Source organism: Natronomonas gomsonensis, from assembly GCF_024300825.1.
GTDB classification, from domain to species: Archaea; Halobacteriota; Halobacteria; order Halobacteriales; family Haloarculaceae; genus Natronomonas; species Natronomonas gomsonensis.
In genome coordinates this window covers 288,009-301,616 of sequence record NZ_CP101323.1, presented here as the reverse complement: position 1 = coordinate 301,616, position 13,608 = coordinate 288,009, and the positions used below count along the sequence as shown (strand labels likewise).

Here is a 13,608-nt window from a genome sequence, read left to right as displayed (position 1 = left end):
ATTCCCCTTTTGAACACACCAACGATGAGTCAAGCGACGCAAAACACCGAATACATCACGAGGGGGGCGACCGGATGAACAACACAAAATCTCGACAATCGAGGCTTTCGAGCAGATGTCGGATTATCTCAATGCTCGGGAATCCTCGCCCTTCAGGGCGCGGGAAAGGTGTCAATGCGCAATTCAGCGACCATACAACTCCCTGTTCAAGTCGCAATAAACTCTTTTTGTAGACTCAAACTCCGATTGTTCGATACGCAGGCACAACCATCCGACTGTTTCAGTCTCATCGTGCTGGAATCATTCTACTCCCGATTTGGGTAATACAGAAGCTACACCTTCCACCAAGTCCCGGAGATGATGGCCCGACCGCTGGTTGGCGGGCGTAGGTCTCACTTCTCCTCGACAGTCGAAACATCCTGCCACGACGACTCACCGAAGAACGCCCGTAGCGCCCCGAGGACCCCTAAGTATGTTCCGAAGACGACGATGACGAGCGGGACGACGAGTGCCAGCACCAAACTACCGAGTGAGTTGATTCCGAACATCTGGAGGGGCATCATGTTTTTCGATACCCCTCAGTCTTGTATAATATTGTCGAAGCAGAAGCACAACCAATGAGCGGCGTGACCGAAAGCGACGCCTCAGCAGACATGGGAACGATTTGGATCGAGCCACCCGGGCACATGAGGACAACTTTCTATCCCTGCTTCTCAATGAGGATATGACTGTCATCGACTTACATCGACCACAGCCATCGGCTCGTCGAAGTAATGAGGGTTCTGAAGTGGGTTAGCGCGGGCGTGCTACCGCGAGAGATCGCCGATTGTGTAGTTGACCCGCACCTTCCCTTCGTTGCCACGGTCCGAGCTAATCGTCACTTCCTGACTGACAGTCTTGGGTTCGCCACACTGTAGGACGATGTCCGTTGTCGCGTCGCCATAGTCGTCGTTCCCGACGAACCAGTCCGACGCTACCTCCCGCTCGGTCACTTTCGTCGTGAGTTGCTTCGTGAGGGACCGACCCTGGGGCACTTGGAACGACTCGATTGATGCCCCGAGGTTCTTCGAGCTCCCCGTGGGAAGCCGGACCGAATTGGTTTCAGACTGCTCCCCGTGAATATCGCTCTCGATGGTCAACTCGAGAGCTCCCTCGCCCGGTCCCTGCCCGCTCACGAAGTCGACACTCTCAGCACGGACCGTCACTTGGCACTCCTCCGCATCAGGATCCCGGCTCCCCGAAATTTCCCCCACGTGTAGCTGGACGTGATCCGGGTTCGCGACGTCGACCGACTTGATACCGCCCCAGACTCGGTAGCCGTCAGCGCCGGCCCAGACGGTCCCTTCTTGTGTACTCCCTTGTGCCGGCGCATCAGCGTCCCGACTGACGTTGACGCCACCCAGCATCCCGTCAACCATCTCGATTTCCCCAGTTGCCTGTATAGTGTAGTCGGATCGTCCGTTCGATTCCAATCCTTCCAATACGACGTAATGTTGCGGATCAGCCATGGTTCGTTACACCCGTTTATTTTATCACCATTCACTAATATAAGAATTTTCGCTAGCTATTGAAAATAAATGATGGAGTGAATCTCAGAGCCTCCAACGTGGTGAACCAATCCTCAAAACAATCGTGCCAACTGAAGTAATCACCTTTGAGCGGGGTGAAGTCAGAGGGTGTTACGCACCTCCACATACCGAACGTGTCGAGAGGGCCGTCCCTGCCGGGGAATCCAATCCACTTGGACTTCTATATTTATGCAGTATGCGTTCCACAACGCCAAACGCATATGAAAATAAGCGTTTAACGTTACAATGAACTGGTTTCTGTGAGGGTCAGGGGCAAGTGAACTCCAGTGCGATGCCTTGTCCGTAGCCGATACACATCGTGGAGAGCCCTCGTTTTGCCTCTCTCCGCCGCATTTCGTGAATAAGAGTCACGGGGAGTCGCGCGCCTGAGGCGCCCAGCGGATGTCCAAGGGCTATTGCACCGCCGTTGACATTGAATCGGGCATCGTCAATATCGAGTTCGTGCTGACAGTAGAGCGTTTGGCTGGCGAAGGCCTCGTTCAGTTCAACGAGATTGTAGTCTGTGATATTCGTTCCCGCTCGGTCCATCAAATCGTTCACGGCCGGTGGCTTTGAACTTCTTTCCTGAGGGGACATGTAATCAGGTAAAGTATAACAAAGTTAGTTTTGTTATGTCCTGTGAACATCCTTATCAAAAAACTATTATGGAGATTTTATCAATTAGTTTAAAACATGGTAGTAATATTGATAGCTCGAATCAGCGGCTTCCAGACCTTGTAGAAGGGAAGTCGGCGGGGCGTTCGCCAATGCCTTGTGATATCTACGCATATTATGCGCGTCTGAGGCCGTATCAATTGCTTAGTAAGCGAACGCCAGCTGACGGGGTGCTAAGATGGTCCGTTGTATCTGCACCCAAGCATCACAACTGAATCTCAGAGGTATTGACCGCTTCCGTATTACGGTTCTAATGAAGTGCCACGATGGTGTAGATCTATTTACCAAGCGGTTTTCAGCACCGGCAGGATTTCAGCTGGTTGGTTTGCCCCCGCGATCGCGCCCACAAATAACAAGGTTATATTTGTTATTCTATTCTTCTAATCAAGGACTGAATGCATCCCGAACAGTTCGTGGGCCGCTGGTTGACTCAAGTGTGATGTGTTTTCTAATACCAAACAGACCCTATATCACGAATCGATGGGAGGGTACTCCCAGAGAATGTAATTGTGACTTCCTTCCCTGACGATGTGGGTAATCGGCCTTGCAGACAGTGTAACGGGGCAGTGCAATAGCGTAGGTTTAGCACACGTCAATCATTGAGAGGCATACATAATTTTCCGAGTGTTCTGTATAAGGAAACGGGGTATAGCTAGGAATGCGAATGCTTGAGAGAAAGTTCGACCTCGTTGGCCGTCTCAAGGAGAACCTGGGCAATTTCTTCGGCGCGTTGCTCACGATTGATTCGATTAGCAGGTCCAGCAACACTCATCGATCCCAGAATCTCGTTATCACTGTTTCGGATAGGCACGCCAATGGCGTAGAGGCCTTCCAGATGCTCTTCTTTGTCGATAGCGTAACCCCGATCACGGATGGTTTCGAGCTCGGCTTCCAGGTCCTTAACCGAGGTGATGGTATGTTCGGTCTTTCCCGGGAGGCCACGCTTGTCGATGATTTCAGAGACTCGCTTATCAGGTAAGTAGGCGAGGACGGTTTTCCCGGCAGTCACATGGTTTAGATAAACCCGATCACCGATTCGTGAACTAGTTTCTACTGCTCGAGGGCCGACCTCTCGTAGAATAAATCTACCAAATCCGTGTTCTTCGACTAGGTACTGACACAGTTCCCCGGTTTCCTCAGCCACTTCCTTTACCTTCGCGCGAATTAGGTTGTAGCCGACCTGGCGCCCCCGGGCGTACTCGCCGTGGTCCAAGAAGCCAAGTCCCACGTAGTAGTCGTCATCCTTCTTGACGACGTATCCAAATTCTTCGAGTGATTTCAGATGGTTATAGACTGTACTCTTCGAGACATCGAGTTTCCGGGACAATTCGGATACGCCGGCCCCATCTAGCTCTTGGAGTGTGCGTACCAAATCCACCATCTTCGCGATGGACTTTACCGGGACGTCTTTTTGTGTTGGCATGCTCTCTGATTTGCCCCGGTCCTACTTTATTGTTTTGCGAAGCCGAACAGTGGTAGAACTGGTGTATCCCATTGATGTGGATAATTTGGGTCTAGAAGCTCCTGTTATTGTTGTCGAATAGCGTTTCGCATTACTCAACAACGTTTTCAGGGCTGCTGTGCCGTCCATGAGCGTTAAATAGTAGTACCCCCTCCACGAGAACAGGACTATGATAGAGGTTGACTCGGTACGGAAAGTGTACAACGAAGAAGTCGTTGCGGTCGGAGACGTATCCCTATCTATTGACGAAGGAGATTTTGTGACTGTTCTTGGCCCGTCAGGCTGTGGAAAAAGTACCCTGCTATTCATGCTGGGTGGTTTTATCGAGCCAACAGAAGGCTCGATTACGGTTGACGGAGCGTCGGTTACTGGTCCAGATCCGTCCCGTGGGATGGTGTTCCAAGAGAGCGTATTATTCCCTTGGATGTCGATTAAGAAGAATATCACGTGGGGGATGAAGGTTCTCGGTATCGACGAGGAAGAGCGAGAACAGAAAGCCGAAGAGTACATCGAGATGATTGGACTCGACGGATTCGAGGACGCATATCCGAATTCCCTCTCTGGAGGTATGAAACAGCGAGCTGCGATGGCACGTGTCCTTGCTGTCAATCCCTCCGTTCTCCTCATGGACGAACCATTCGGTGCACTCGACGCCCAGACCCGAGAGATGATGCAGCACGAACTCCTCGACATCTGGAATCAAACCGGCCAAACCTGTATGTTCGTCACGCATAGTATCGATGAGGCTCTTTATCTGTCGGACTATACTGTGGTGTTAGGGTCGCGACCGAGTAGCGTCGAAGCAGTCGTCGACGTTACTGAGCGGTTTGGTCGGCCTCGAAGTCCTGAAATTAGAGACACTGAGGAGTTTACTGATCTCCGGCAGAAGATTTGGGATATGATTCAGGAGGAAGTATCTATCTGAACGTCGCGCACCCGTAGAAAGTCAGAGTTGAAACGCAGGCTGAAACGATTCATGTCGCTCGAACAGTTCTTGAGTCCAGTTATTCCTGTTTCAGCTCCTCGGAATCGTGCCAAACGTTCCACGTATCGGGTTCTTGGGGCCACTTTCGGGCAGGACGACCGCCTTCCTCGGGAGCGTCCTCCATGTTCGCAGTCAACTCGATCGGGTATCCGTCTGGATCGGGGAAATAGAGGAAGAAGTTATCCCCAGGGCCATGGCGACCGGGGCCGCGATAAATCGGGTGATCGAGCTCACGTAGCCCTTCTTCGGCGGCTTTGAGCGCCTGGAAATCGGGTACTTCGAATGCGATATGGTATATTGGCCCCGTCGTCGGCAGCATCGGTGGACCATTCTCCGGTAACTCTTCTTCGAAGTCATGGAGGTCGAGATCGAGTTCGCCGCGCTCTTCAAGCACGTCGAGTTCTTCCTCAGACATCTGGGTGATGTTCATCTCATGATGCTGAGATGCCGCTGCGACATTCGGCGTGCGGAGAAACGCCACACGATCCCCGATACGGTCGGAAACCTCCATGTTGAGGATGTTCCGGTAGAACGTAACGGTCTGTTCGATATCTCGTACTTTGATGGCTATATGGTCTAAGCCCATGTTATCTACAACCATACGATTTCGAAAATTCTCCCCAACCACATATATCTTTCTGTCAGAAGAGTATCCTTTATAATGCTGCTAGAGTGGTTCGAAATCGATACGACAGTTCGGCCAAGCAGCGATATGGCGCCGGACCTTTTTGCGGTCTCTTCGCTGTGTGAGCCGATGCCAAGATGAAACTAGGTTGAAAAATATTTCTGACATATTGCGGAACAGTTTTTACTCTGCTAACAGTACAATTGAGTGCATATGGAGAAAGCAGGACTGTTAGTGCCTCTGTTCCGGAGGCAAATGGAACACTGCCAAGTGAACGAGAGTGAAACCGTTGCGCTGGTCACGGACGCCAAAAGCCCACGAGAATACGTCGGTGCCAGTTTTGCAGCTGCAGAGGACCTCGGAGCGGACATATTCGAGGTCCAAGTCCCCGAGTACGGGCGGAACTCCGTGGGTCCGGACGTTTCCCAAGGCCAAGGAGGGACACTGCGTCTGCCGGAAGGCCCCGTAGAAGCGTGTAAGAACGCGGATATGGTGTTCGACTTCACGCTTGAGGGATTCATCCACGTTCCCGAACGTGACGAGATTCGTGACGCTGGCACACGCATCCTCCGCGTCGGTGCACGCGAACCGTTCTACCTCCGGCGTCTCATGCCGTGGACTGAGGAAGAAGCACAGGAGGTCAAAGAGCGAGTGCAAAAGCACAGCCAGTTGTTAGCCGACTCCGACGAGATGCGGATTACCTCGGAACACGGCACAGACCTCACCATGGAAGTTGAGTCCGATACAGCGTTCGACTCCTACGGCTTCGTCGATACGCCGGGGAAATGGGACGTTTGGGGACAGAACATGGTTTCGAACTATCCGACGAACGTCGAAGGGACAATAGTGATCGCACCGGGCGATTACAACGTCGTGCCGTTCGCGGACTACGTAAACAGTGCAATCGAATGTGTCGTCGAGGACAACTACATCGTTGAGATAAACGGCGAAGGCGGAGACGCCGAGTTGATGCGTGGACACATGGAGAGCTATGATGATCCGGATGTCTTCGCAACGAGCCACTTCGGCTGGGGACTGAATCCCAACGGTGAGTTCTACAACATGGCGATCCACGACCGGAAGCCCGATGAAACGGGTGTCAGCGCGAGTGAGGGGCGTGTCTGGTCGGGCAATATGCTTTGGAGCACTGGCCCGAACACACACGTTGACCGATACGCGCCGTGTCACTACGACATCGCACAGAAAGGCTGCAGTGTCTACCTCGATGGTACAGCAGTCGTTGAAAACGGCGATGTCGTAGAGGACGTTGTCTAAACCTGTTTAGCCCAGGCCAACAGCCGAGACACCCTATTTGGGCAGCGATTGCGGACCTCTTTTGGCCGTAAAACGATTCGTATCGGCGTACACGCCACCCTGCTGTCTCAGTTACGGATGTGCTATGAGTCCCTAAAACAAGGTATCAGAATATCGCACGAGGAGAGATGATTTCGCCATACAGAACGATAAAAATTCGAGCAGAGTAAGCGTAGCGCTCCTACATATCGATGCTGACGTCACCTGCCCAGAATAGCAGATGTTCCCGAAGTCGTGCAAGGGCTTGGTCGAAGAAAATCCCGATTAGTGAAATGAGTACGACTCCAGCGAACACCGTCTCGTAATCGAAGGACCCCTGCGCTTGGATAATAATATAACCAATGCCCTGACTCGACGAAACGAGCTCTGTTACGACAGTCACGATGAGTGCAATCGGCATCGCCATCCGGACACCTGAAAAGATGTACGGGAGGCTTGCTGGGAAGACGATATCCCGGAAAATCTCGAGTTTCGATGCGCCAAAGTTCTCCCCGGACCAGATGTGTAGCTCACTCACGCCTTGGACTCCATAGTAGGAACCCAAAAGAATCGGAATGAGTGATTCTAAAAAGATAATCACCAGTTTTGGTGCATGACCGAGGCCCAGAATGGTGAGTAAAAGCGGATAAAACGCTATGCGGGGGATTGGATAGAACGTACTGATGATCGGATCGAGAACGAACTCAACGCGCTTACTTGAGCCCATTAAAAGCCCTACCGGGATACCGACCACAAGTGCCGCAGTAAAGCCAACGAATACTCGAAATAGCGTCGCGGCAATGTGGGAGTACGCAGTCCCCTCAGCGATAAGCATAGTATAGAGTTCCATCGCGACAACCTCGAGGCGTGGGATGAGTGGAGGCCCGTATGATGATGAAACCAGCAAGGCTCCTATCTGCCAAACAACGAGGAGCCCGATGATTGAAACGTAACCAATCGGGTACGATGTCTGCTCAGCCCAATCGTTCAGCCGACTGAACCAGTCATTTATTCGCGCTACTTCGCTCATTAGTGTTCATCCCCCTGCCAGTAGAGCAATCGACGACGCGTGAGCAGTAGTAGTCGGTCATGGATAACACCGAACAGTGCGATCATAGAGATTGCACTGAACATGAGCTCGTAGTTGTTGAACTGTCGTGCTTGGAGTGCTAGTTGTCCAAGTCCGAGATCAGACTGGATAAGCTCGGCTGAGAAGACGACAATGAATGAGAGAGCAAGGCCAACCCGAAGGCCGGAGAGAATCTGCGGGAGACTATCCGGGATAACGACCTCCGTGAGAATCTGCAGTCGTGATGCGTCGAAGTTCTGAGCAGACCAAATATGGAGCTCAGGAACCCCTCTAACACCATCGAAAGTGTGGATGTATACGGGGTAAAAGGCTGCGAGGAACACGACAACAGCTTTCGAAAGGAATCCAATACCGAACCAGATAACGAAGATGGGGAATAACGCGATTTTTGGGATGGGGTATGTCACTGAGACAAGTGGGTCAAACAGTTTCCCGAAGATAGCAATTCGGCCAGTGATGACGCCGACGATGATGCCAAGCGCTGATCCACCGGTGAACCCAAAGTAAACGAGTTGGAGTGTGGCCCACGAATTCTCGATCAGAATTCCCTCGGTCCGCATCACGCCAAGGTAAGCAATGATGGTCGTCGGTGCAGGAACATATACCGGAAGTGCTCCAAGAGTACCTATTGCTTGCCACAGGAGGAGCAAAACAATGACTGGCGAGGCCCGGAAGAGCATTCTAGAAGTTGCTTTCGCGGACTCTCGGACCCTACCGAAGCCGCTGCTGTCGGCAGATTCAGATTCCATTATATCCCCCTGTCAACATTACGTCGGTCCATACTGGTTCGGTTCTACTCATCATGCGTGTTACCAGTACTGACGACGATTGCAAAAAATGTACCTGTTGATTTCAACGATCTATGAGGAGATCAATTGAAACTGAGATAACAGAAACAGGGGTAACTTTATTTTTGTACCTGTTCGATAAGCAGGTGATGACTGAAGCAGGCCATTCCGTAGCGCGTGTGCTCGCGGAAAATGACGTTTCAGAGGTCTACACATTGCTCGGGAACCAAACGGTAGACATCGCCGATGGGCTGTACGAGCGTGATGTGGATGTGGTCACTGCCCGCCATGAGTACAATGCGGCTGTCATGGCAGACGTCCGAGGACGACTAACGGGTGATCCGGGCGTCGCGATTACCGTTGCCGGGCCAGGTGGAACTAACGCGTTGACAGGTGTAGCACAGGCATACACAGCAGCCTCACCGATGGTACTCGTTAGTGCAGTATTGCCAACTGACGCCCCAACCGAGTCTCTTCATGGTGTTGACGATCAGCACTTCCTCGAGAAGGCTTTCGAGCCAGCGACCAAATGGAGCACCCAAGTTCACGAACCCAAGCGGGTGCCGGAAGCGTTGAACCGTGCGTTCGACATCGCGACTACTGGGCGGCCTGGCCCAGTGTTCGTTGGTATCGATGAAGAAATCCTCATGGAGTCGGTTGATATCCCTGAGTCTGCCTTTAATTGGACTCACATCTCTGAGACGCCGCCATCAGCCGAAGCAGTGGTTGACGCACTTGCCCCCATCGAAGAGGCCGAAAAGCGCGTATTATACCCTGGGAAGGGTGTTCTCCGGGCCTTTGCGACTAGCGAACTCATTGACGTGGCCGAGGCCCTCGACTGCCCAGTGGTCTGTCCACGACACTATCCGGATTCGTTCCCGAACGATCACGAAGCGTTTGCTGGTACAGTTGGCATGTCAGACCATCCGGCTGCAGTCAAGGCGCTGGCCGACGCCGACGCCGTACTCTCTGTTGGGGTCCGGCCAAGTTCACACGAGGCAGCAGTGCTCGGCGACCGAACTTCTGATGATGTTGATATCGTCTACTTCGACTCTGGGGAGGCCGAGTTCCCACAATCAAGCGCGGCGGCGATCGTCACCGGAGACATCGAAACGACCCTCTCGGCAGCTGCGGACGTGTTGACCGAGACTGCAGGCACCACTGACCCCGAGTATCAGGACGCTGTTCGTGCCGAGTCAAAGCGGGTTCGTGAAGAAATCGAAGCTTACCTTGATGAAGTACGGGACCAGACACCGATTCATCCGCTCGTCATAATGGATGAACTCCGTTCTGTCGCTGACGACGATGTCATCGTCACCGGCGATGCAGGGGCTGCTGGAGGTGCTTGGCCAAACGATGCATTCGAATATCGGGCCACCAACTCTTTCCAGCACTCGCGGCTATACGACTCGATGGGATTCCCGGTTCCAGCTGGAAATGCGGCAAAACTAGTCGACCCTGACCGTCAAGTTGTAAATCTTATCGGTGATGGTGGCTTTCTGATGTGCAATATGGAACTCGCGACAGCTGTGGAAACCGACACTAATGCGGTCACCATCGTCATGAACGATTCCAAATACGGGATGATTTGGAACTACCAGCGGTCCGATGGTCACGCGGAAATCGGAACTGATATCCCACCGACAGATATCGCGGCGATGTCGGAGTCGTTCGGCGCTCGGGGCATTACAGTTAAGGACCCGGACCGGATTCGTCCTGCGCTAGAAACGGCATTTGAGGCCGACGAACACGTTGTTCTTGATATCTATATCGATCCGACCGCCGAATACGTTTCTAGGAAGATTTGGTGATTCTGGAACCACGGTGTGCACAAGAATAATTATTCTCCCCCGTAATCGGTGTATATGCCATGCCAGTAATGGAGCCTACACCATCGGACATCGACCTTCGCACGATTAACTACGAGGCCGACGACGGCCGCCAGCTAGATGGCTTCGAGATAACAAGCGACGCCGAAACGTTCGAGGGTGAACACACCTGCGTCATCTTCCTGCACGGCCTGCGTGGGTTCGCGCTCGGCGCGGGTATCTCTCCGATTGCCTACCCGCTCGCCCGTGAGGGTATCCAGTGTGTGTCCATCAACAAGCGGAACAGCGGAAAGGAGTACGAGCGTTCCGATTTCGCGGAGATCGACCGCGACATCGCGGGCGCAGTCGAGTGGGCGACGGCACAGGGTGCCACCGAAGTCGTCGTTTGGGGCCGGAGTCTCGGTGCCACTGAAGCAGCCTATTATCAGGGGAAGCGGAACGACCCGGACGTCGATGCGGTCGTCCTTGCCGCCCCCTTCGCCGACATCCGCGAGCGGTCGACCCGTGGCTACTTCGAGGCCGTTTCCGACGACCCTGACGAAGCCTACGAGAACTTTGTCGACGAAGCCCGAGACTTGGTCGACGCTGGTCGGGGCAACGAAATAGTTGCGTTGCCACGCCCGGTTGACGGCGATATCGAGTATATCCCGATGACAGCCGAATCGTTCCTATCGTACCGGTCGCCGGAAAGCAAGTGTGCGACCATCGATTGGACGCCCGACATCGAGGTACCACTTCTGCTCATTCCGCATTCATCGGACCGGAACGTCACACCTGCGGAAGCCGAGGAGATCGCTGAGACGGCAACAGCTAGTTCCCTCGTCGAGGTCGAACCCATCGCGGCGGACCACTTTTTCACGGGTAGCGAAGGTCGGGTCGCAGAGCTCACCGCGTCGTTCGTCAAGCGCGCACGCGACCATCAATAAAACAGCCGTTGATTTCAGTGGTGGAACAGCGGGTCCTCGTCGTGTTCGTCGACCGGCCCGAGTGGAGTGTGGAGTAGGTCCGAAAATAGCGACATTTCTTGTCGGCTCAGTGCTGCGAGCTCGGCGACGCTCAGGAGGGACGCGTAACCGAGCTTTGGTGAGTCGATTTCCAGTCGCGTTCCGTTGTCCGTGTCGAATACGGTTAGCTGGACGACGGTGTACTCGTTTCCAATCTGGAGCGTCTCGTCGGTTTGGACCGCATTCTCGTTTGGCACATGGTTGGTGCCAGTGAGTCCCCTGAAGAATTCACTGTCTTGCCATGTGAGGCTCTCTAGTGCGAGCGCGTCGAGTCGTGTCGAGTCATCGTCTGACTCGATGCGAAGTCGCTCGCCGGTCGGCGTCGTCTCACGGGCAAGCGAGACCTTTTCGTCGCCGTCGCGGAGAGTGATTGTCGGGTCGTCAGTGGCGTCGGGCGTCATAGGATGATTGAAAGGGTGTTTGTCGGGATGATTGTGTGATCGAGCAGGACGAGTCGCTCGGCGAGTTTAAAGCCCTCGTCGGTCCGTCGAAGCGTGTCGTGTCTCTCCATCGAGAGGATATCCGGGTCGGTCTCGTCGCCCTGCTGGCGAAAGATGAGGAGGTTGTTTTTGAGCTGGACCTCTTCGCCGTCGTCCTCGACGATGCGGACGTTGCTGACTTGGCGGCGGGTGCGCGACGGTGGGTCCTCGGACCACGCAAAATCGCTTTGCATCCGCTCGGTCCGTACTTTCAGCGTCCCCCAGTCCTCCTTCATGTGAAACGAGTTGTCGCTGAACTCCGTACTGTTCGACCGCTCACGGGTCGTCCGGATGGGGACGCGATAATCGATATCCTCGGTTACCAAATCGTGCCACTCCGAGAGTTTGCGGTCGTCTAGCAGTTCCGCCGTGTGGTAGAGGAACTCCTCGCACTCAGCGCGGAGTGTCGGGCTCGGAACTGATTCGCTCATTGACTACCTCCCTCGGAGGTCATGGCCTCGTGCCAAGTCCGGTAGAAGTCGAGTTGGTTCTCGTCGGTCATGCCGCCCTCTAGGTACGCGGTGCCGGGCCCGACCCAGTCCTCGTAGACAGTTGCCGCCGGGTCCTCGCCTCGCCCCATCGTGAACAGCGTATTCACGTCTTCGTTCTGGCGGGCGAAGACGCTGCCGGCGGCCTCGTCGATACCGTACCAGATGCCGACATCGTCGACCTCGAAGTTCCCAGACGGGCTGAAGTTCGACATGCCGACCTCATAGACGCGCTCTTTGTACTCCTCGGGGGCGTCCTTCGGGGCGAGGACCCAGTTGACGACCTCCATCTTCCCCGCGCCACGGGGTTCCCACTTCCGGAGCAGGAACGTCCCAACCGACTCCTTCTCCGGGTCGTCGCGGCCACCTAGGAAAATAAAGGAGAGATTGGGGAAGATGGTTCCCAGCGTCACGCCCGATTTCCGGGCGACCTCGTGTTGGTCGTCGGGGAGGGCGTCGTGATTGAACGTTTCGACGATCTCCGGCGGGTGACCCCAGTAGCTGTCCTCGTCGGACTCGATTTGGTAGAAGCTGAATCCGTGGCCGTCACAGTCTGCAATGCCGATGAGGTTGCTTTCCTTCTCGCCGGTCGCTGTGTCGCTTCCCACGCCGGCGTCGATGGCCGACTTGTGTCCCATCGGTATGTGGTAGTTGTCGCCGTAGAAGTTCTCAGTCGGTGTTTTCCAGTCGTTCTCGACCTCCCAACGGTGGGGGTCGCCGATGACCTCCATGTCGATGAGGTCGAAATACATATCAAGGAACCATGTCGCACCACCCAAGAACTCCTCGAGGGGTTCTACCTCCGGAGCGACGCAGGCGAACACGAGGCCGTTGTACGACTCAACGTGAGGCGCCTCGTGGAGTCCCTTCTCCTCGGCATCGAGGTGGTCGAAGCCGCCCGACTTCTGCGGTACACCGACGAGGTCGCCCGTGTTCTTGTACGTCCAGCCGTGGTAGGGACACCGGAAGTGCGAGGTGTTGCCCTTCTCCGCTCGGCAGATGTTCGCCCCCCGGTGGCGGCAGCTGTTGAACAGGACGCGGAACTCGCCGTCCTCGCCGCGGACGAAAATAAATGGGTCTTCACCAATGGTCCGTTGACGGTAGTCTCCTGGCTCGGGAACTTCGGACTCATGGCCGACATACACCCACGTCTGCCCGAAAATCCGTTCGAGTTCCAGTTGGTGGACAGCATCATCGTTCAGAATCTGCATCGGTACCTCGCCGTCTTCGAGTGTCTCGTCCATCCGGTCAAGGAGTTGCTCTACCCGACCGAAATCGGTCTGGGGAGTCGACGCTGATTGGTCAACTTCGTGTGACATCGT

At 54.4% G+C, this 13,608-nt stretch carries 13 protein-coding genes and 1 pseudogene; 4 read left to right on the top strand and 10 right to left on the bottom strand.

What is annotated here, in order from left to right; genetic code table 11:
• Positions 1 to 392 precede the first annotated feature (392 nt).
• The 4 genes and pseudogenes from NMP98_RS01595 to NMP98_RS01580 form a co-directional block, all read right to left on the bottom strand.
• Positions 393 to 563: a hypothetical protein gene (locus NMP98_RS01595; RefSeq protein ID WP_254859776.1), complete on the bottom strand. Its 171-nt coding sequence runs from the start codon at positions 561 to 563 to the stop codon at positions 393 to 395.
• Positions 564 to 806: 243 nt separating this feature from the next.
• Complete coding sequence (locus NMP98_RS01590) at positions 807 to 1,508, bottom strand: hypothetical protein (protein ID WP_254859775.1); 702 nt, start codon at positions 1,506 to 1,508, stop codon at positions 807 to 809.
• 327 nt (positions 1,509 to 1,835) lie between these two features.
• Positions 1,836 to 2,135: pseudogene (locus NMP98_RS01585) on the bottom strand (acetyl-CoA C-acyltransferase); the annotation flags it as partial.
• Positions 2,136 to 2,895: 760 nt separating this feature from the next.
• Complete coding sequence (locus tag NMP98_RS01580; RefSeq protein ID WP_254859774.1) at positions 2,896 to 3,666, bottom strand: IclR family transcriptional regulator; 771 nt, start codon at positions 3,664 to 3,666, stop codon at positions 2,896 to 2,898.
• A 208-nt stretch (positions 3,667 to 3,874) separates the two neighbouring features.
• Between NMP98_RS01580 and NMP98_RS01575 the strand changes: the two genes are divergently transcribed.
• Positions 3,875 to 4,630, top strand: coding sequence for an ABC transporter ATP-binding protein (locus tag NMP98_RS01575; RefSeq protein ID WP_254859772.1), 756 nt, complete (start codon positions 3,875 to 3,877; stop codon positions 4,628 to 4,630).
• A gap of 79 nt (positions 4,631 to 4,709) precedes the next feature.
• On the opposite strand, the gene NMP98_RS01570 is transcribed toward NMP98_RS01575, so the two are convergent.
• The gene (locus NMP98_RS01570; protein WP_254859771.1) at positions 4,710 to 5,291 is read right to left on the bottom strand and encodes a VOC family protein; all 582 of its coding nucleotides are present in this window, start codon (positions 5,289 to 5,291) and stop codon (positions 4,710 to 4,712) included.
• Between the two features lie 237 nt (positions 5,292 to 5,528).
• On the opposite strand from NMP98_RS01570, the gene NMP98_RS01565 reads away from it, so the two are divergent.
• The gene (locus tag NMP98_RS01565; RefSeq protein WP_254859770.1) at positions 5,529 to 6,590 is read left to right on the top strand and encodes a 2,5-dihydroxypyridine 5,6-dioxygenase NicX family protein; all 1,062 of its coding nucleotides are present in this window, start codon (positions 5,529 to 5,531) and stop codon (positions 6,588 to 6,590) included.
• A gap of 220 nt (positions 6,591 to 6,810) precedes the next feature.
• Here the strand turns inward: NMP98_RS01565 and NMP98_RS01560 are convergent, their stop codons facing one another.
• Both NMP98_RS01560 and NMP98_RS01555 read right to left on the bottom strand, forming a co-directional pair.
• A complete protein-coding gene (locus NMP98_RS01560) occupies positions 6,811 to 7,638 on the bottom strand; it encodes an ABC transporter permease (RefSeq protein WP_254859768.1) in 828 nt (275 codons plus the stop codon).
• A complete protein-coding gene (locus tag NMP98_RS01555; RefSeq protein ID WP_254859767.1) occupies positions 7,638 to 8,447 on the bottom strand; it encodes an ABC transporter permease in 810 nt (269 codons plus the stop codon). The genes NMP98_RS01560 and NMP98_RS01555 overlap by 1 nt, the downstream gene beginning before the upstream one ends.
• Positions 8,448 to 8,635: 188 nt before the next feature.
• Between NMP98_RS01555 and NMP98_RS01550 the strand changes: the two genes are divergently transcribed.
• Both NMP98_RS01550 and NMP98_RS01545 read left to right on the top strand, forming a co-directional pair.
• Entirely contained in the window at positions 8,636 to 10,297 is a 1,662-nt protein-coding gene (locus NMP98_RS01550) for a thiamine pyrophosphate-binding protein (RefSeq protein ID WP_254859765.1), read from the top strand.
• A 68-nt stretch (positions 10,298 to 10,365) separates the two neighbouring features.
• Complete coding sequence (locus tag NMP98_RS01545) at positions 10,366 to 11,241, top strand: alpha/beta hydrolase family protein (RefSeq protein WP_254859762.1); 876 nt, start codon at positions 10,366 to 10,368, stop codon at positions 11,239 to 11,241.
• 14 nt (positions 11,242 to 11,255) lie between these two features.
• On the opposite strand, the gene NMP98_RS01540 is transcribed toward NMP98_RS01545, so the two are convergent.
• From NMP98_RS01540 to NMP98_RS01530, 3 genes are read right to left on the bottom strand one after another with little or no spacing between them, the layout of a single operon-like run.
• Positions 11,256 to 11,720, bottom strand: coding sequence for a hypothetical protein (locus NMP98_RS01540; protein ID WP_254859761.1), 465 nt, complete (start codon positions 11,718 to 11,720; stop codon positions 11,256 to 11,258).
• Positions 11,717 to 12,229 (bottom strand): aromatic-ring-hydroxylating dioxygenase subunit beta, encoded by a 513-nt coding sequence (locus NMP98_RS01535; protein WP_254859759.1) that lies wholly within the window; start codon positions 12,227 to 12,229, stop codon positions 11,717 to 11,719. Before NMP98_RS01535 ends, NMP98_RS01540 begins: the two co-directional genes overlap by 4 nt.
• Positions 12,226 to 13,605, bottom strand: a complete 1,380-nt coding sequence (locus NMP98_RS01530) for an aromatic ring-hydroxylating oxygenase subunit alpha (RefSeq protein ID WP_254859758.1) — start codon at positions 13,603 to 13,605, stop codon at positions 12,226 to 12,228. Before NMP98_RS01530 ends, NMP98_RS01535 begins: the two co-directional genes overlap by 4 nt.
• Positions 13,606 to 13,608: the final 3 nt, after the last annotated feature.